This window comes from Pelistega indica, assembly GCF_000506865.1.
Lineage (GTDB): Bacteria > Pseudomonadota > Gammaproteobacteria > Burkholderiales > Burkholderiaceae_B > Taylorella > Taylorella indica.
The window spans coordinates 25,251-43,527 of sequence record NZ_AYSV01000098.1 but is presented as its reverse complement, the minus strand read 5'-3'; the positions used below and the strand labels follow the sequence as shown (position 1 = coordinate 43,527).

The 18,277-nt window shown below is 38.3% G+C and carries 19 protein-coding genes; 5 read left to right on the top strand and 14 right to left on the bottom strand.

All coding sequences use genetic code 11. The annotated features are described in order from the left end of the window. Window positions 1-3: 3 nt before the first annotated feature. On the bottom strand, window positions 4-1,452 hold the full coding sequence (cysS, locus tag V757_RS24085) for a cysteine--tRNA ligase (RefSeq protein WP_031274742.1): 1,449 nt from the start codon (window positions 1,450-1,452) through the stop codon (window positions 4-6). Window positions 1,453-1,621: 169 nt separating this feature from the next. Here cysS and V757_RS0114655 point away from each other — a divergent pair, with 169 nt between their 5' ends. The 3 genes from V757_RS0114655 (at window position 1,622) to V757_RS24075 (ending at window position 3,765) form a co-directional block, all read left to right on the top strand. Further along, window positions 1,622-2,335, top strand: coding sequence for a tetratricopeptide repeat protein (locus tag V757_RS0114655; protein ID WP_023952007.1), 714 nt, complete (start codon window positions 1,622-1,624; stop codon window positions 2,333-2,335). Between the two features lie 104 nt (window positions 2,336-2,439). After that, window positions 2,440-2,946 (top strand): peptidylprolyl isomerase, encoded by a 507-nt coding sequence (locus V757_RS24080; protein WP_245587032.1) that lies wholly within the window; start codon window positions 2,440-2,442, stop codon window positions 2,944-2,946. 60 nt (window positions 2,947-3,006) lie between these two features. Then, the gene (locus tag V757_RS24075; protein WP_218184505.1) at window positions 3,007-3,765 is read left to right on the top strand and encodes a UDP-2,3-diacylglucosamine diphosphatase; all 759 of its coding nucleotides are present in this window, start codon (window positions 3,007-3,009) and stop codon (window positions 3,763-3,765) included. On the opposite strand, the gene dnaB is transcribed toward V757_RS24075, so the two are convergent. The 5 genes from dnaB to rpsF all read right to left on the bottom strand — a co-directional run bounded on the left by dnaB (window position 3,755) and on the right by rpsF (window position 7,023). Continuing rightward, window positions 3,755-5,167 (bottom strand): replicative DNA helicase, encoded by a 1,413-nt coding sequence (gene dnaB / locus V757_RS24070; RefSeq protein WP_023952002.1) that lies wholly within the window; start codon window positions 5,165-5,167, stop codon window positions 3,755-3,757. The two genes, V757_RS24075 and dnaB, sit on opposite strands and share 11 nt — an antisense overlap. 354 nt (window positions 5,168-5,521) lie before the next feature. Further along, window positions 5,522-5,974 (bottom strand): 50S ribosomal protein L9, encoded by a 453-nt coding sequence (gene rplI, locus V757_RS24065; RefSeq protein WP_023952000.1) that lies wholly within the window; start codon window positions 5,972-5,974, stop codon window positions 5,522-5,524. A gap of 11 nt (window positions 5,975-5,985) precedes the next feature. Beyond that, on the bottom strand, window positions 5,986-6,261 hold the full coding sequence (gene rpsR / locus V757_RS24060; RefSeq protein ID WP_023951997.1) for a 30S ribosomal protein S18: 276 nt from the start codon (window positions 6,259-6,261) through the stop codon (window positions 5,986-5,988). Window positions 6,262-6,310: 49 nt separating this feature from the next. Next, window positions 6,311-6,628, bottom strand: coding sequence for a primosomal replication protein N (gene priB, locus V757_RS24055; RefSeq protein ID WP_023951996.1), 318 nt, complete (start codon window positions 6,626-6,628; stop codon window positions 6,311-6,313). A 14-nt stretch (window positions 6,629-6,642) separates the two neighbouring features. Next, window positions 6,643-7,023, bottom strand: coding sequence for a 30S ribosomal protein S6 (gene rpsF, locus V757_RS24050; protein WP_023951994.1), 381 nt, complete (start codon window positions 7,021-7,023; stop codon window positions 6,643-6,645). 409 nt (window positions 7,024-7,432) lie between these two features. On the opposite strand from rpsF, the gene V757_RS24045 reads away from it, so the two are divergent. Further along, entirely contained in the window at window positions 7,433-7,750 is a 318-nt protein-coding gene (locus V757_RS24045) for a c-type cytochrome (protein WP_023951992.1), read from the top strand. Between the two features lie 98 nt (window positions 7,751-7,848). Here the strand turns inward: V757_RS24045 and folE2 are convergent, their stop codons facing one another. From folE2 to V757_RS29985, 4 genes are all read right to left on the bottom strand, one after another. After that, window positions 7,849-8,646: a GTP cyclohydrolase FolE2 gene (gene folE2 / locus V757_RS24040; protein ID WP_023951990.1), complete on the bottom strand. Its 798-nt coding sequence runs from the start codon at window positions 8,644-8,646 to the stop codon at window positions 7,849-7,851. A 139-nt stretch (window positions 8,647-8,785) separates the two neighbouring features. Beyond that, window positions 8,786-10,642: a 1-deoxy-D-xylulose-5-phosphate synthase gene (gene dxs / locus V757_RS24035; protein ID WP_023951988.1), complete on the bottom strand. Its 1,857-nt coding sequence runs from the start codon at window positions 10,640-10,642 to the stop codon at window positions 8,786-8,788. Window positions 10,643-10,651: 9 nt separating this feature from the next. Further along, window positions 10,652-11,566, bottom strand: a complete 915-nt coding sequence (locus V757_RS24030) for a polyprenyl synthetase family protein (protein WP_023951986.1) — start codon at window positions 11,564-11,566, stop codon at window positions 10,652-10,654. A 2-nt stretch (window positions 11,567-11,568) separates the two neighbouring features. Beyond that, on the bottom strand, window positions 11,569-11,973 hold the full coding sequence (locus V757_RS29985) for an exodeoxyribonuclease VII small subunit (protein WP_023951984.1): 405 nt from the start codon (window positions 11,971-11,973) through the stop codon (window positions 11,569-11,571). Window positions 11,974-12,362: 389 nt separating this feature from the next. On the opposite strand from V757_RS29985, the gene V757_RS24025 reads away from it, so the two are divergent. Then, the gene (locus tag V757_RS24025) at window positions 12,363-13,505 is read left to right on the top strand and encodes an aromatic ring-hydroxylating oxygenase subunit alpha (RefSeq protein ID WP_023951982.1); all 1,143 of its coding nucleotides are present in this window, start codon (window positions 12,363-12,365) and stop codon (window positions 13,503-13,505) included. Between the two features lie 121 nt (window positions 13,506-13,626). On the opposite strand, the gene V757_RS24020 is transcribed toward V757_RS24025, so the two are convergent. The 4 genes from V757_RS24020 to V757_RS24005 all read right to left on the bottom strand — a co-directional run bounded on the left by V757_RS24020 (window position 13,627) and on the right by V757_RS24005 (window position 18,023). Continuing rightward, the gene (locus V757_RS24020; protein WP_218118040.1) at window positions 13,627-14,589 is read right to left on the bottom strand and encodes a metallophosphoesterase; all 963 of its coding nucleotides are present in this window, start codon (window positions 14,587-14,589) and stop codon (window positions 13,627-13,629) included. A 167-nt stretch (window positions 14,590-14,756) separates the two neighbouring features. Beyond that, a complete protein-coding gene (locus V757_RS24015; protein WP_023951976.1) occupies window positions 14,757-16,235 on the bottom strand; it encodes an aminotransferase class V-fold PLP-dependent enzyme in 1,479 nt (492 codons plus the stop codon). Between the two features lie 82 nt (window positions 16,236-16,317). Then, the gene (locus V757_RS24010; RefSeq protein WP_023951974.1) at window positions 16,318-17,154 is read right to left on the bottom strand and encodes a sulfurtransferase; all 837 of its coding nucleotides are present in this window, start codon (window positions 17,152-17,154) and stop codon (window positions 16,318-16,320) included. Continuing rightward, window positions 17,154-18,023 (bottom strand): DMT family transporter, encoded by an 870-nt coding sequence (locus V757_RS24005; RefSeq protein ID WP_162146580.1) that lies wholly within the window; start codon window positions 18,021-18,023, stop codon window positions 17,154-17,156. Before V757_RS24005 ends, V757_RS24010 begins: the two co-directional genes overlap by 1 nt. Window positions 18,024-18,277 lie beyond the last annotated feature (254 nt).

The window sequence follows — 18,277 nt, the reverse complement described above, 5'->3', positions numbered from 1 at the left end:
ATTCTAGAGCCTGCGCCACTGAGTTAAACCGCCCGGTTTATCCTCAAGCTCTACGCCCACCTCTTTCAATTGCTGACGAATATGATCAGCTTTAGCAAAATCTTTTGATTGTTTCGCTTGTTTACGCTCCTCAATCAAGGCATTAATTTGTTCTTCACTTATCGCACTAGCATCGCTGGTTTGATGACGGGTATAACGCGTAGGTGACTGCAAGTAAGTAGCAGGATTTTGTTGTAATAATCCTAATACCCCTCCTAGTGCACGTAGCTGGCTAGCTAATTTTTTTGATTTTTCTCTATTGGCTGCTGTATTAAGTTCAAACAATACCGATACAGCTAATGATGAATTAAAGTCATCATCCATAGCCTCTGAAAATTCTGCCGCATAGCAACTTGTCCAATCAACCTCTACCTCATCATAACCAACATTATGCAACGTTTGGTAAAGTCTATCGATAGCTGCTTGCGCATCAAATAAATTATCGGGGGTAAAGTTTTGTGCACTTCGATAATGATTACGAACGATAAAGAATCTCAACATTTCAGCTTCTCTAACATTGACGTCATATGTAGCTAAATCTTTACTTGCTGTTTCACTACCAATTGTTTCCCGAATAGTGCGAAAATTACCTAACGATTTAGACATTTTGTCATTATCTACCATTAATGGTCCGCAATGCATCCAAATATTGGCTAATTCCCCACCATAGGCACCTTCAGTTTGCGCTATTTCATTCTCATGATGAGGAAATTTCAAATCAGGACCTCCCCCATGAATATCAAGTGGTAATCCCAATAGTGCTTTACTCATCGCTGAACATTCAATATGCCAACCAGGTCTTCCCCAACCATAAGGAGACTCCCATTTTGTATCTGCAGGTTCATCTACTTTCGCTGATTTCCACAGAACAAAATCTAAAGGGTCCCGCTTACTATCAGAAATGGCAATGCGTTCACCTGCCCTTAAATCATCCAATGAACGTCCTGATAATTTTCCATAGCCTGGGAATAAACGTACCGCATAATTTACGTCTCCGTCTTCACCTTGGTACGCCAGACCTTTTGCTTCAAGATCTTGGATAATTTGTAACATACCAGGCACATGCTGAGTTGCTCTTGGTTCATGTGTCGGTGATTCTACTTGCAATGCTTTTTCATCCGCATGCATAGCATCAGTATAAAAAGCCGTCACCTCTTGTATAGGTTTATTTGTAGCAACGGCCTTTTTAATAATTTTGTCATCAATATCTGTAATATTACGCACGTAAGTGACTTCATAGCCTTTCACTTGCAGCCATCTTTGTACCACATCAAAACTCACTAACATACGGGCATGACCAAGGTGGCAAAAATCATATACCGTCATTCCGCACACATACATACGAACTTTCTTTTCTTCTACTGTTTTTAAGGGAGCTTTTTGTCGTGATAATGAGTTGTAAATCAGCATAATGAGTTCTCAACAGAGCGTTTTTTTGTATTTGGTAAAAGATTTCCTCATGGAAACGGATACTTTTACCATATCGCATAAAAACTAAGGATAAAATAATAAAAATTAAGTATAACAATCCGCAAGCAATTATATATGCTTTATGCGGAAGATTGAATGAATTGGAGTATTTGTGAAACGATTAACTTTATCGGTATTCGCCTTATTAGTTAGCCAACAAATAGTAATGGCTCAATTTGTTCCTATTACTGATTTACCAAGCGTTCCAGACTCTATTCCTGCAACAGGATCAGAGTCCGGATTTGGTGCTGCTGATAACAATTATGTGACAGGATTTGAGCCCCCACCAGAAGGAGGCTCCGAGACTGTTGCCAATTTCTTAAAAAAATTAGAGCCTTCTGTTGATACTCGTCTACCTGAAAGTAGCGACCAAGCAACTACAAGGATTAATAGTCTACTAACGGCGGGTAAATTCGATAGTGCTTTAATCGAAATTGCAAAACTCAAAAAGCCTCAGGGGAATATCACTCAACCCACGGTCAATGTACAATTATTGTTTTTAGAAGCTCGTGCTTACGCAGGTAAGGGTGATATTCAAAAAGCGATGAGTATTTACCGAGATATGACTTCTAAATACCCTGAACTTGCCGAACCATGGAATAATATGGCAGCGATTCAGATTAATATTGGCTCTTTGGAAGAAGCACTAGAGTCACTCAAAATGGCTATCGCTATTCGTCCCAATTATCCTATTGCAAATCAAAATATTGGACTTATCTATACGGCACTTGCCAAACAATCTTTTGAAACAGCAGCTCGACAAGGGATAAAAGGTGCTAGTATTCGTGCTCAACAAGCACAAAAAATTATTACTGGTGGCAACTAATGAAATTATTTAAACAATGCATCAGTAGTCTCTTAATCGCAGGTATTTTTGTTCTGCCGATAAGTACTACGCAAGCACAAACTCAAAAAAAGGAATCAATAACTATGACAGCTCCTCGCGTTAAATTAGAAACTAACAAAGGCGTTATCGTTTTAGAACTTAATGCAGAAAAAGCCCCTGTAACTACTGCGAATTTTCTATCTTATGTAAAAGATGGTTTTTATGACGGCGTGATTTTCCACCGTGTTATCAAACGCTTTATGATTCAAGGTGGTGGATTTTTACCAGGTCTAAAACAAAAAGAGACGAAAGAACCAATTAAAAATGAAGCTCAAAATGGTTTAACTAACGACAAATACACTATCGCTATGGCTCGTACTAGCGACCCTCACTCTGCTAGTGCTCAGTTCTTTATCAATACAAATAACAACGACTTTTTAAACCACACTGCACCTAATGCACAAGGCTGGGGTTATGCCGTATTTGGTAAGGTAGTAGAAGGTACTGATGTAGTTGATGCCATCGAAGGTGTACGTACAGGCAATAAAGGCTTCCATCAAGATGTACCAACAGAAGATGTCATTATTGAAAAAGCAACGATTGTTGAATAATTTTCTACTCAACTATTTGTGAAAAAACTACCTACACTTTCTTTGTCAGGTACTTTATATGTGGCCTCAGATATTCATTTGGGGCCATCCATTCCCTTAACTAATCAAGCCTTTTTTGACTTTTTAAAGAAAGCTAGCCAAGAAGCAGATGTCCTGTTTTTGTTGGGAGATGTCTTTAATGCTTGGTTTGGTGATGATCTAGCCGATTATTCTGATGAACCATGGTTACGTGATAGTATCAACGCCATAGCAGAATGTGCTCAACAAATTCCCACTTATTTTATTCATGGTAATCGTGATTTTTTGGTTGGTAAAAAATTAGCGAAACAACTCAATTTACACATACTACCAGAACAAATTATTGTCCATTCAGATGCCGGTCATCTATTCATGAGCCATGGTGATGAACTATGCACGCATGATAAAGGCTATATGTTGATGCGACACCTTTTCCGCTGGAAAAAACTTCAACAATTATTTTTACGACTACCTTTAAAGTGGCGCTATAAAATAGCTGAATATTTACGTAACCAAAGTAAAAAAAAGCATCGGCAAAAAGATAAGCTTTATCATCAACAATATGATATTAATCCAACCAGTCTAGAAGAACTTATCCGTACAAATCCCGATATTGATTACGTCATACATGGACATACGCATAAAGAAGCTATTCATGTAATTAATTCGACAGACCTAGAATCAGGAAAAATCAGGTATCGTTATGTACTAAGTGATTGGGATATAGATCACACTCCTCAGCATCAAGGCTTTTTAATCATTAATGCTAATGGGCTAAATTTTCAGCGCCTTACTCGCTAACAAAAGAATCCCCTGCCCCTGCATAATTAAGGAACTTAGTATATTCGCCTGCAAATGTTAGACGAACAGTGCCTATTGGACCCGCACGTTGTTTACCAATAATAATCTCAGCTAGACCTTTATCTGGCGATTCAGGGTTATACACTTCATCACGATAGATAAACAAAATAACGTCCGCATCCTGCTCAATCGCTCCAGATTCACGCAAGTCAGACATAATGGGACGCTTATTAGTGCGTTGTTCTAGACCACGATTAAGCTGTGATAAAGCAATAATTGGACATTTTAAATCGCGTGCTAATTGCTTTAAAGAGCGACTGATTTCAGAAATCTCAGCCGTACGATTATCATTTCGACCAGAGCCTGACATTAATTGTAGATAGTCCACAACTATTAATCCTAATTCGCCTTCTTTGCTTTTCAAACGTCTAGCACGTGCGCGCAAATCAATAGGTGTCAACGCTGATGTCTCATCAATATAAATCTTAGCTTTTTCAAGTAATTTGACAGCAGTCGTTACACGTGGCCAGTCCTCTTGGAGTAATTTACCTGTACGCATACGCTGTTGATTAATTTTACCTACAGAGCCTAATAAACGATGCCCTAATTGCACCGCATCCATCTCCATACTAAATACAGCAACAGCTTTTTTCTCATGAATAGCCACATGCTCAACAATATTCATGGCAAACGAGGTTTTACCCATTGCTGGTCGTCCTGCCACAATAATCAACTGACCACTATGCATACCGGCTGTACGAGAGTCCAAGTCTTTGAATCCTGTACTAATACCAGTCACATCAGAAGCATCCTGACGAGATGATAGTTCTTCTAAATCATTTAACACTTCTACCAAAACATTTGGCATAGCATGAAAATCAGTTGCACCATCACCATTTTCTTGGGCAATTTTGAAAATTTTAGATTCTGCTTCGTCTAGTAACTGCCGTGCTCGTCTCCCATCTGAATGATACGCCATCGCATTAATTTCATCAGCGGCTTTCGCTAATAAGCGTAGCATAGCCCTTTCACGCACAATCTCAGCATAACGCACTATATTGGCAGTTGAAGGAGTATTCATCACTAATTCATTGAGATAAGCAACACCTCCTACCTCATTGTCTTGATTCGCTAAACGCAAAGACTCTGCTACCGTCAATACATCTGCTTCACGATCTAAACTAACCAGATTATAAATATGTCGCCAGATGATACGGTGTGTTCTACGATAAAAATCATCCTCTGATAAAAAGCTACTAATCTGATCAAACCCCTTATTATCAATTAATAAGGCGCCTAATACAGACTGCTCCGCTTCAATAGAATGAGGAGGCAACTTTAGTTGGCTAAGATCAAGGCGTGAATCGCTAGGAGGAGCATCAAAAATAGAATCGTCTGACATCTTTATTATTATCTATCATTATCTCTATGGGTAATCTTTTATTTTATCTCAATTTACTACTAAACACCTATGTAGTTCTTAAATTTTTATTTTGTACTGATGACAAAATAGTTATACATAAAAAAACCTGTATCCTAGAAGTTTTTTAATACCCGTTTAGTGTAGAAATAAAGAGGTTTTCATAAAATTTTTTACCGCTTAATAGAAAACTACCGAACATAGACCTAGCTTAATTTTTTGATAGTATCAGCCCTATTTTCCATACCAGTTCAACACTGAACCAAAAGAAAACCCTCATAAGCTATGCATAGCTTATGAGGGTAGTTCGAATGAAACTAAGCGATTCGCTTTGAATTAAGCCATTTCACCTTGAACTTGTACAGTGATATCTGCATCCACGTCTGCGTGTAAGTGCAATGATACAGGATATTCACCAACAGCTTTTAACGCACCTTCTGGTAAACGAACTTGCTGTTTAGTCACTTCGAAGCCAGCAGCAACTAATGCAGCCGCAATGTCCATAGATGTTACTGAGCCGAATAAACGACCATCAACACCAGCTTTTTGAGAAAGAACTAAACGATAACCGTTTAATTTATCACCAATTGCTTTAGCCGCTGCTAAACGCTCAGCTTGTGCTTTTTCTAATTCAGCACGACGAGCTTCAAAGTCAGCAATCGCTTGTTCAGTTGCACGGCGAGCTTTCTTTTGAGGGATTAAATAGTTACGTGCAAAACCGTTACGAACTTTAACGATTTCACCTAAATCACCTAGCTTACCGATTTTTTCTAATAGAATAACTTGCATTTGAGTAATCCTTATTTGTGGTTATCGGTGTATGGAAGTAAAGCTAAGAAACGAGCACGTTTAATTGCTGTATCTAATTGACGTTGGTAATTAGCTTTAGTACCTGTTAAACGAGCTGGAATAATTTTACCAGTCTCAGTGATGAAGTCACGTAATGTGTCTACATCTTTGTAATCAATTTCTTCAACACCTGCTGCTGAGAAGCGGCAGAATTTGCGACGTTTGAACAATGGATTTTGCTGCGTAAATTTGCTGCGTTTTTCCTTGCCTTTTTTCATGAAAGCCATGGTATTTGCCTTTAAACTTTTGGGGATATTCCCCGTAACTTGTAAACTTTTAGACCAACACTTTACTTGGTACTTGTCGAGCAAACTGTGCAGATTGAATATGAAGCACAAGTTTACTTGAGTTTTTACGAGAAGATGACAAAAAACCTTGAATAGTAATTTCTGTCCCGAGAGCTACTTGTTGTACTTGCTGTGCTATCTCTCCGATAGCTACCGCTAATACTGTAAACTCTACCTTTCTCGTGTACCCTGCTTCGAGAGACTCTCCGCAGTGTTCAAGTAAGAGTTCTTGAACCGGTATTCCAGCCGGAGTAAATCGTAAGGGTTTTACCTCTATCACTCTGGCACGTAAATTTAACTGGTTCAATTGATCCTTCTCAATTATTCTTCGTCTTGCTCAACAACTGCTTCTTCAGCAGCCACTTTGCGAGACTCTTCACGTTCTACAGCTTTCATCATGATTGATGGTGCTGTTTGAGCTGCTTTAGCTTTGATCACTAAGTGACGTAATACAGCATCGTTATAACGGAAAGAATGTTCTAATTCGTCCAATGTTGCTTGATCACATTCAATGTTTAAGCAAACATAGTGAGCTTTTACTAGTTTTTGAATTGGGTAAGCCAATTGGCGACGCCCCCAATCTTCTGAACGATGGATTTTACCACCGTTAGCTGTTACCATAGACTGGTAACGTTCTGTCATGGCAGGAACCTGTTCACTTTGATCAGGGTGCACAATAAACACTACTTCGTAGTGACGCATATTAACTCCTTATGGATTAAAAAGCCCGCCAATAGATTAATAAACTATTAGTCGAGCAAGAAACTATCAATTTTATTCTTTTTTTACTAATAAATCAAATATTTAAATAAAAAATCGAAATCCTAACAGTGTTATTGTTTGTTTTTAGCTATTTTTATCTCACCCAAGTTACTCTTCAATGCATTAATACTTTAAAGTTTAACTTATAAATAATGACATAATGATTCTTTTTGTCTTATTTTATCGTCAATATCTTAATATTTGAGTATTTTTCTCAAGAATTTTGCTATTTATCAATTCTTTACCCCATTTTTATTTCATCCTTTATCAAGTTATGGTAGATTACTCTTAACGACCCCATTATCGTTAAACGTATTTAATTTCCTATTTATTTTGGAGGGTTAATCATATGAGCTTAATCATTAAATCTTTACTTACAGCTGGTGTATTAATGACAGTTATGTCTTCTGCTAACGCACAAGATGCGCAAGCTTTGGCAAACGCTAAAGCCTGTATGGCCTGTCATAATGTAGAAGCCAAAGTTATTGGTCCTTCATATAAAGATGTTGCAGCTAAATATGCCTCTGATGACAAAGCAATTGATTTGCTTGTGGCTAGTATTAAAGGTGGTAGTACCGGTAAATGGGGCTCTGTTCCTATGCCACCAAACCCAGTAACAGATGACGAAGCTAAAACATTAGCGACTTGGATTCTGTCTCTAAAATAATTTAATCAAATTAATTTTTTGATTAAATTAAATGAAAAGACCTACACTTTTCGTGTAGGTCTTTTTTATTAACAAACCTTTTTGTTAATATTGGTAGCCTATCCCTCAATAACCGCATAGGCAGAATGATTATGAATAGATTCAAAGTTTTCTGCTTCAATTTTGTATCGCTGTATGCCTGGAAGTGTTTTGATAGCCACTGCAACATCACGAATCAAATCTTCCACAAACTTAGGATTATCATAAGAATATTCAGTCACATATTTTTCATCATGTCGTTTTAACAGCCCCCATAATTCGCTTGATGCCTGCTTTTCAATCAACTTTATTACATCATCCATAGAATAAATCTGTTCGCTAACCACTTCTACAGTAATATGAGAGCGCTGATTATGTGCTCCATACGCTGAAATAGCTTTTGAGCATGGACATAAACTCATCACAGGCACGACCACTGTCATAACAAACTCAATGGACTCTTTGGAAGCATTAGCCTGCCAAGTTACTTGGTAATCCATTAAGCTTTCTACCCCTGACACAGGCGCTTTCTTATTAATGAAATAAGGGAAAGTTACTGTAATATCCCCTTTTTCTGCATTTAGCAGAGTTAACATCTCATTAGCCATTTGTTTAAATACCGAGACATCCATCGCAGTTTGTCGATAGTTAGCTAGCAAAGACACAAACCGTGACATATGCGTGCCTTTCTCACTCTCTGGTAAATACACCGTTAATGTCCACTCACCAACACTGGCTTGCACTTGCTCAGCCTCTTGTTTTATTAACAATGGTGATTTTACTTTTCGAATTCCAACTCTCTGAATTGCAATCTGACGAGGATCATAACTGCTTTGTACATCTGGCATAACGGCTAGATTGCTAAAATTCTCACTCATTAATTTATTACCTATTTAAAAAAAACAGTGCAGATAAAAACTACCATATCTGCACTCATGAATATTTCGATTATTTGATTGTAAGCTAAATTCACTTAAAATTTAAATTTAAAATATTAAGCAATGCTATTAATTAAATTTATAACCCTTGTTTCCAAGTTTGGATACTCTTTAAGATTCCAGTTTTATCTAAGCCAAGACTCGATAAAATTGCTTGTTGTTCACCATGATCAATAAACATATCGGGTAAGCCAAGTTGTAATACTGGTTTACATATTCCTTGAGAGTATAGATACTCACTGACTGCACTTCCTGCACCCCCCATGATACAGCCCTCTTCAATTGTCACAAACGCACGATGAGCCTGCGCTAATTGCTTGATTAAATCAGTATCCAGTGGCTTAACAAAACGCATATCAACCACAGTAGCACTTAATTCTTTAGCCGCCTCCATGGCTGGGTAAAGGAGAGGTCCAAATGCTAAAATGACAATTTCGTTGCCTTCTTGCCGTACCACCCCTTTACCAATAGCAACAGTATCTAGGGTTTTCTTAACTACCTCACCAATGCCAGACCCTCGAGGATAGCGTACACTAGCAGGTCCCTCATACTGATAACAGGTGCTTAATAATAAGCGACTTTCATTTTCATTTGAAGGAACGGCTACTATCATATTAGGGATACATCTTAAAAAAGCAATATCATAATTACCTGCATGCGTTGCACCGTCCGCACCCACAATCCCCGCTCTATCTAAAGCAAACGTCACATCTAAGTTTTGGAGAGCCACATCATGGATAAGTTGATCATACCCACGTTGCAAAAAGGTCGAATAAATCGCCACGACAGGCTTATATCCTTCACAAGCAATCCCTGCTCCAAATGTTACGGCATGCTGCTCAGCAATTCCTACATCAAAATAACGCTCAGGAAACCGTTTTTCAAATTCAACTAAGCCACTTCCCTCACGCATTGCAGGTGTGATGCCTATTAAACGGTGATCCGCATTTGCTTGATCACAAATCCACTCACCAAAAACTTGGGTAAACGTTGGTTTACTTGCTCCTGTTTTTGCTTGAATACCTAAACTAGGATCAAACTTACCTGGTCCATGGTACAAAATTGGGTCAGCTTCTGCGAGTTTATATCCTTGCCCTTTTTTGGTAATCACATGCAAAAATTGTAAGCCACCCAATTTTTTAAGATTTTCTAAGGTAGGAATTAAGGCATCTAAATCATGTCCATCAATAGGACCTGAATAATTAAACCCTAATTCCTCAAATAAAGTCGCGGGACCTAGCATACCTTTGGCATGACCTTTGACTTTGCGAGCAATATCCATCAAAGGACTTGGCAACTGTTCAAGAACGGCTTTACCTAGGTCATGAGCATCTTTAGCAATACTACCAGACATTAATCTAGTTAGATATTTATTTAATGCACCTACTGGAGGAGAAATAGACATATCATTGTCATTCAAAATGACTAATAAATTAACTCCTGGCGTAACACCTGCATTATTAAGTGCCTCAAACGCCATACCCGCTGTCATTGCACCATCACCAATCACGGCGATATGTTGTCTAGGTGTATTGCTATTTCGTGAGACTACGGCCATACCTAATGCAGCAGAAATAGAGGTAGAAGAATGTGCTGTACCAAACGCATCATAATCCGATTCACTACGCTTAGGAAACCCAGAAATACCACCCGCTTGTCGCAAGGTTGACATTTTTTCTCTACGTCCCGTCAGAATTTTGTGCGGATAGGATTGATGCCCAACATCCCAAATAATTCTATCGTGTGGCGTATTAAAAATATAATGTAAGGCAACCGTCAATTCTACGGTACCTAAATTGGATGAAAGATGCCCTCCTGTCTTCGCAACCGATTGAACAATAAAATCGCGCAACTCGTTAGACAAGGTTGTCAGCTGTGCACGTGAAAGTGCACGAACATCTTTAGGTGAATGAATACTAGATAATAGTTGCGTCATAAAATCTCATTAATAATTTCTGCGGATAATAAAATCAGCTAATTCTCTTAAACGCTGCGCTTGATACCCCAAAGAATCAATAGCGACCAAGGCCTCATTATATAACTGATGAGCAAATGCTTTAGAAGCCTCTAATCCCATAAGGGAAACATAGGTAGGTTTATTATTTTGTGCATCTTTACCTGCTGTCTTACCTAATGATTGTGTATCTGCTGTTGCATCCAATATATCATCAACTACCTGAAATGCTAAGCCAATAGCTACAGCATAACGATTCAATTGCGCCGTCAAATCATTATTCGCTCCAGCGGCAATAGCACCTAAGCGAACACTTGCTTCAATCATAGCACCAGTCTTCATCTGATGCATTTTTTGCAATTGAGACAATTCCAATAAATTACCTACATTTGCGACATCAATCACTTGACCACCGACCATACCACGACTACCTGCCGCCTCAGATAATACCCTAATTGCTTGAACAATTGATAGTGGATCGATATGCATTTGTGCTAATTGGTCGAAAGCCAGTGGTTGTAAAGCATCTGCCGCTAACAAAGCCATCGCTTCCCCATATTGAATATGGGTGGTTGGACGTCCTCGACGCATATCATCATCATCCATACAAGGCAAGTCATCGTGCACCAAAGAATACGCATGTATCAGTTCTACAGCTGCAGCTGCAAATGATAAATTCTGCTTCTGCTGTTCCTCAAGCATGGCTGAGTTCATACACGCTAAACCCGAGGCATATACGAGTGCAGCCCTAATTCTTTTACCTGGTCCCAACACGGCATAACGCATCGCTTCATGCAACACTTCAGGTAATACATCAACTGCAGGCATATAATGCTGTAAATGTTGCTCAACTGATGATACAGTCTCGCTTAACCATGACGAAAAATTAAGTGTTGAACTATTCATAATTAAAATGGGATATCGTCATCAAGATTACCAAGATCACCCCCTACAGGAGCACTTACCTTGCTTTTTTTAGGCTTTTGAGGTGCAAACAGAGGTGGGGTATCTACATCATCTATGCCATCTTCATCACTATCATCAACATTAACAGTAGAATTTACCTGTTTTATATCCTCTTCGTCCTCTCCATCATTATTCAATGGTTGAAGTAAATTTTTTTGTAAAACCAATACTTGTTGATTTGCTGCATCTAGTTTTTCTTGACAAACTCTCGCTAAAAACACACCTCTCTCGTAAGCTTTTAATGACTCCTCAAGCGTCAGGGTATTATTTTCCATTCCCTCAACAATTTGTTCTAATTCAGCCAGTGCATCTTCAAAATTGGTCGGTGCCTTGTTTGCCTTAGACATCATACACTCCAAATTATGATTCTCAGTATAAAAGAGTTATTTTACGCAATCTCACATAGGATTGGCACAAGATAATCTAAAATAATAAATTAATTTCTGATAAATTAATTCCAGATTATTAACTATCTCCATATGTATTTTGACGTGCAGGTTTTTTAGTCCAATCACCAAGAACGCTATCCTCTCAAGTCCATGGTAAAAACCTGCACGCCGAAAGGGCTACTTGAGCCAACATCAGAAATTAATTTCTGATAAACTAATTTTTTTATTTTTTATAAAAATTAAAATAAGATCTTGAATTAACTATATAATTATCCCTTTTCAACCTTGCAACTCATGACCCTTGGTGAGTTGCCTTCTTTAACTTTTAAAAGCGGGGGGCTTCTAAAATGTCCGACATCGGTAAAAAACTACATGTCACACCTGGCGCTACTCAACTTGCAGTAAACGCCTACTTCGATGAAGAAATCTTTGCATTAGAACAAGAATTAATCTTCAAAAATTCCTCTATTTACGTTGGTAACCAAAAATCAGTTCCTGAAATTGGTGACTGGCGCACGTTAGCGCAAGAAAATGCAGGCCGAGTGCTTGTGCGCAATCAAGGAGGCGTAGATCTCATCTCGAATGTCTGTTGTCATCGTCAGGCGATTATGCTTGGCGGTCAGGCAGGTAATGTTACCGATCCCTCAACGAATCACGGTAATTTAAGTAGTACAGGAGGCAATATTGTCTGTCCACTTCATCGCTGGACTTATGACAATACAGGAGATTTATTAGGAGCTCCACATTTTGAAAGCAAACCTTGTAAACGCCTTGAAAAATTCCCTCTAAAAGATTGTCATGGCCTTTTATTTGAAGGGGTTCGTGATCCTGCACAAGATATGGCAACGCTTTTCAAGCAAAGCAATTTTGATTTTTCAGACTATGTGTTAGATCATGTTGAAATCCATGAGTGCAATTACAACTGGAAAACCTTTATTGAGGTCTATTTGGAAGACTATCATGTTGAACCTTTCCATCCTGGTTTAGGTCAATTTGTCACTTGTTCTGACCTAACATGGGAATTCTCAGACTGGTTCAGTGCTCAACGTGTTGGTGTACATCAGGCTTTGGCCAATCCCGGCTCTGATGTATACAAACGCTGGCATAATGAGTTATTAAAATTCCGTCAAGGTGAAACTCCCGACTTTGGTGCTGTATGGGTAACTTATTATCCAACACATATGATTGAGTTATATCCTCATGTATTAGTGCTTTCAACCCTTTATCCTGTTAGTCCTCAAAAGACAATGAATGTTGTGGAATTTTATTATCCAGAAGAAATTGCTGCATTTGAGCGTGATTTTGTGGAAGCACAACGTGCTGCTTATATGGAAACAGCCATTGAGGATGATGAAATTGCTGAGCGCATGGACGCCGGTCGTTTAGCTTTATTAAATCGTGGTACAAATGAAGTGGGGCCCTATCAGTCACCCATGGAAGACGGTATGCAACATTTCCACGAGTGGTACCACCGTTTGATGACTAAATAAGTTATCGACAAATCATGCTATACACTAAAGGCACGCCCAATATAGGGCGTGCCTTTTTTGCTTTTTTGCCTTGTTACTCATTATTCGTTAATTCAAGCCTCTTAATATTTACTCACTAACATTATTGATGCCGTAATGTTATGAGGGTAATTTCCGAAGGTACGCCTAAACGAATGGGAAAGCCATTCCATAAACCGGTACCATTACTAAGATATAACCACCCCTCACCCACTTTATATAAGCCAGAGACAAAGCCACCATTAAAAAATTTAACCAATTGTTGAAAACCAATAATCATGCCACCATGTGTATGCCCAGAGAGCTGTAAACTCACTCCTTTGGCAATATGTTCAGCCACTTCTTGAGGTCTATGGGCGAGTAACACTGTTATGGCATTATCGGGCCTATCAGCTAATGCTTTATCAATCGCTGGACCGGGTAATTTAAACCGCAGTGCTGCCTCATCAGTCAAACCTGCCACAACAAACGGTTCACCTTGTGGGTAAATCACCCGATGCTCATTCGCCAGCATCTCAATACCAAGTTCCCCTAATGCTTTAAACCATTTCTCACCATGATAGTAATATTCATGATTACCCATGATTCCAAAAACACCATATTTTGCTTTTAGTTGTTTGTATGCTTGGATATCTGACCATCTATCAGAAACCTCTCCGTCAATAAAATCACCCGTGATTAAAATTATGTCAGGATTGAGTTGATTCGTTTTCTGTACAACCTCATTTAACCAAGCATCACGGAATAAGTGGCTAATATGTAAATCAGTCAATTGAACAATAGTTAATCCATCTAATTTTTGAGAAAGATTTTTAATCGGGATTTCTACTCGTTTCACATCTGGTACGCGAATCGCGGCTTGTACCCCAATGATAGCTAATACTATTGTGGCTAAAAAAATAACCACCCTTTTACGTGTCGACCAATATAAGCTATGTATACTAAAAATACGTCCAATAAGCGAGACAATATCACTCAGCAAGGTAAGCATAATTAACAGGCTAAATCCCGCAAATAAGCCACCTAAAATAAGCACAACATTGTGAGGTAGTTCGGGTGAAAACATTGACCCAAAAAACCACAGCTGAAACCATCTGTACTGCGTGATAAGTAATAATACAAATGCTAAAAAGGCTCGGCTATAACGTGAAAGTGGTAGTGGTATGATTAATCGCCAAACCGTATAAAGGTAAAAAGCAAAAACAAATAAATGAAATAGGTACATTAGATTTTCTAATCAATAGTTTTCTCTAATTCCTGAGCAATAGTAAACTGATCCTGTAATACAAAACGAATATGCTCCTCTGCAACCAACGGGCTCAAAATAACTACTCTTAGAAAAACTAATTCTTGCTCATCATAGTTGGCAAATTTTCGTTTACTACGTGAAACAAAACTCTTACCATTTGCTCGCTGTATTTTTTGCAAGCGCTGATTAAAGTCATTGATAACGACATTATCTTGTGGGCTTAACGTTTTTCCGCGATAACGTTCAGGAATATAACGATACCCTAGAATATTAATGGTTGGTGCGGATAGTAGTTCAAAGGCAGGATTGTCACCAATCAACCGTGCCATACAACGAATATTTTCCATCGCCTTATTAAACAATTCGTTGTATCCTTGTTTACCAATTAAATGTAAACAGGCATGCAAATAAAGCATATTAGCCGGTCTAGTACCCTCAATCGTAAACCGTCCTTGATCTAAAGACGTTTCTCGTACAGCATAAGGAGCTGTATGCCGAATTACTTGCGAATCAATAGGATTTTTAAAAAATAACATTCCCGTACCAATTGGCATCAACATTTGTTTATGGCCATCAATGGTGATGGTATCTGCCTGTTCAATATGATTAAGTAAAGCACGATTATCTTTACTCAACATAAACGCCCCACCCCAGGCAGCATCAACATGTAAATGAATATGACGGTCTTGTGCCAAGCTAGCAATTTGATCAATCGCATCAACACTACCAAAATCAGTTGTCCCAGCGATTGCCACAATACATGCCACGCCAATATCTTTCTGCTGGCAAGCATTGCACTGTTGTCTCAAACTCTCAAGATTCAAGCGATTATGTTCATCCACTGGTAAGCGTACTAATTCAACTCCTAGCAAAGCAGCGGCTTTATCAAAAGAATAATGCATTAACTCAGAGCCTACAATCATCCATTTTTTGACTTGCGGCGAATGAGTACGAGCTTTTTTTACCGCCACCCATAAGGCTGTGATATTTGCCATTGTCCCACCGCTAGTAAATATACCAACTGTCTGACTAAAGTCTCTTAAATAAGGTGTATAAAATGATTCCTCAAAAGAATACACTTGCTGATGAATAATTTTTAATAACTGTCTCTCTAACAACGTTAAACCACGACTGGTTTCCATCTTTACCATATTTTGATTTAACGTTTGGGTTAAACGTCCAATTTCAGGGATAAAATGAGGTAAAGGACTGGTCATATGACCAAGATAGGTAGGGCTTGCTAGATGTGAACATTGAGGAAGAATTGTTTCATCCACCATATCCATATAATCATCTTGACTCAATGGCTGTTCAGGAATAGAAAGACTCGATAATTTATCTAATAATTGTCGTTGATCAAACTCAGCAACATCATCTTTTTCAGTATAAAAAGCTTGCATTCCACGACTAACACGTTCAGACAAAGCAACACTGTCTTGTGTAAATAAATCTATAATCGACAAAACTATTCCTTAACTAAAATTATTCTTCAAAAAATTTCCTAATAACCCATACATTGACATAGACTAAGCAGTCAATATCCTATTACTCACCTGTCGCTACGGGTCTTGTAGAATCGGCAACCCACTCACTCCAAGATCCAGGGTATAAGGCATAATCATGTAAACCTGCCACTTCCATTGCTAAGATATTGTGGCAAGCTGTCACACCAGAGCCACATTGATTAATTACCAAGCCTTTTTGAGTATAGGGTAAAAAAGCGTCTCTTAGTACTTGCGGAGATTTCATTTTTCCATCAGCCTCCACATTTAAGGCAAATGGATGGTTAATGGCACCAGGGATATGACCAGCAACAGGGTCCATAGGCTCAACCTCGCCACGATAGCGTTCAGGGGCTCTAGCGTCCAATAGCACAAATTGTTGTGATTGAATATTTTTCAATACTTCATCGGCAGAGACTGTTTTTACAAGACTCTCTCTCAATGTCCAAGTAACTGGTGGTAAGGCTGGAGCAATACCCTCTTCCACGTCACCACCTACCACTTGCCATGCTTTAAATCCACCGTTCAGAACCCATACATTAGCAAAACCCATCCAGCGCAACATCCACCATACATGTGCTGCAAACATCATATTATCAGCATCATATACGACAATATCATCATCAATATGGATGCCTTTTGCCATTAGTACGTTGGCAAAATCTTCTCGCTTAGGTAATGGATGACGACCATTCTTACCTGTTTTAACATCACATAAGTCTGTTTCATGGTTTAAAAAAATAGCCGTAGGGATATGTGCCTTAATATACTGCTCTGTTCCTAATTGATGATTGACTAAATCATGTCTTGCATCAATAAAACGAAAAGCGTTCAACCCTTTTTGTAAAATTTCTTCTGCTGAAATTAATACTGATGTCATCATTTACTCCTAGTTCTTTTAAAAATATGTTCTGACAACCACAATTTCTGGTCAATAACCACTACTAAAATACCAGCAATAATAATCGTAGCCATACCCACCCAAGCAATAATATCTGGAACATTATTCCAAAAAACCATACCTAAAATAGTTGAGAAAATAATAGTAGAATATTGTAAAACAGCGGCAATCACAGCCGATCCATGACCATACGCTTCTGTCATAGCTAATTGTCCAAACTGCCCTAGTAAACCTGCTAATACTAATAAACCATACGCCTGCCACGATAACTGAAACAACTCATGATAATCCATCATGACGAGACCAGAAAAAATAACCATACAAGAGAAATAAAAAACAGTGCGCCATACTGGCTCACCCAATTTCCCTAAGGATTTTACCTGAAACATGGCAAATGCAGAAAACAACCCTGCCAGCATCCCTGCACCAGCACCAAACCATTGCCCTTCACTAATACTAGGTTTCAAGACTAATACAATCCCCCAAAAACCTAATAAAATAGCAATTAGTTTAGGATAATCTTTATGAAATTGTGATGAGAAAAACACCACATATAAGCCAATAAATAATGAAGAGGTATAACCTAAGCTAGTACTTGTTGCTAAAGGTAATTGACCCAAAGCGTAAAAACTAAACCACATCGATGTAGTACCCAGCACATTTCGCTTGAGGTGAGCAACAGGATATTGCGTTGCTAAGGTATTTTTGGTCAACATCGCCCAGATTGCAATACAGATAACTGACGGTAACCCCCTGAAAAATATGACAATTGGCAGTGAAACACCATATTCAAGAGAACCTTTTATTGCTGCACCCATACCTGCAAAGAAAAAAGATGCTAGCAACATCCAAAGCGATTGCATACTGATAACACTATTAAAATCTGAATAATCTTACTATTTTAGTCATTTCCTATTTTTCGTCAATCATTTACAAAGATTCTTACCACACTAAATCTTCAAGTTATAAACCTTTTGCCATCAATATAAAGCATTAGTTATAACAAAACTTAACAAAATCCGTTTAATTCTAGCATTGTGATTATACGAAGTACCCTTATATATTAAAATCAATGAAATCACTCTATTGTTTTACCCTACAA

Coding starts and splice junctions, on each gene's coding strand:
- V757_RS24080 (WP_245587032.1), top strand. CDS start 2,440: ATGACAGCTCCTCGCGTTAAATTAGAAACTAACAAAGGCGTTATCGTT.
- dnaB (WP_023952002.1), bottom strand. CDS start 5,167: ATGTCAGACGATTCTATTTTTGATGCTCCTCCTAGCGATTCACGCCTT.
- rplI (WP_023952000.1), bottom strand. CDS start 5,974: ATGCAAGTTATTCTATTAGAAAAAATCGGTAAGCTAGGTGATTTAGGT.
- rpsR (WP_023951997.1), bottom strand. CDS start 6,261: ATGGCTTTCATGAAAAAAGGCAAGGAAAAACGCAGCAAATTTACGCAG.
- rpsF (WP_023951994.1), bottom strand. CDS start 7,023: ATGCGTCACTACGAAGTAGTGTTTATTGTGCACCCTGATCAAAGTGAA.
- V757_RS24045 (WP_023951992.1), top strand. CDS start 7,433: ATGAGCTTAATCATTAAATCTTTACTTACAGCTGGTGTATTAATGACA.
- folE2 (WP_023951990.1), bottom strand. CDS start 8,646: ATGAGTGAGAATTTTAGCAATCTAGCCGTTATGCCAGATGTACAAAGC.
- dxs (WP_023951988.1), bottom strand. CDS start 10,642: ATGACGCAACTATTATCTAGTATTCATTCACCTAAAGATGTTCGTGCA.
- V757_RS24030 (WP_023951986.1), bottom strand. CDS start 11,566: ATGAATAGTTCAACACTTAATTTTTCGTCATGGTTAAGCGAGACTGTA.
- V757_RS29985 (WP_023951984.1), bottom strand. CDS start 11,973: ATGTCTAAGGCAAACAAGGCACCGACCAATTTTGAAGATGCACTGGCT.
- V757_RS24025 (WP_023951982.1), top strand. CDS start 12,363: ATGTCCGACATCGGTAAAAAACTACATGTCACACCTGGCGCTACTCAA.
- V757_RS24020 (WP_218118040.1), bottom strand. CDS start 14,589: ATGTTTTCACCCGAACTACCTCACAATGTTGTGCTTATTTTAGGTGGC.
- V757_RS24010 (WP_023951974.1), bottom strand. CDS start 17,154: ATGACATCAGTATTAATTTCAGCAGAAGAAATTTTACAAAAAGGGTTG.
- V757_RS24005 (WP_162146580.1), bottom strand. CDS start 18,023: ATGTTGCTAGCATCTTTTTTCTTTGCAGGTATGGGTGCAGCAATAAAA.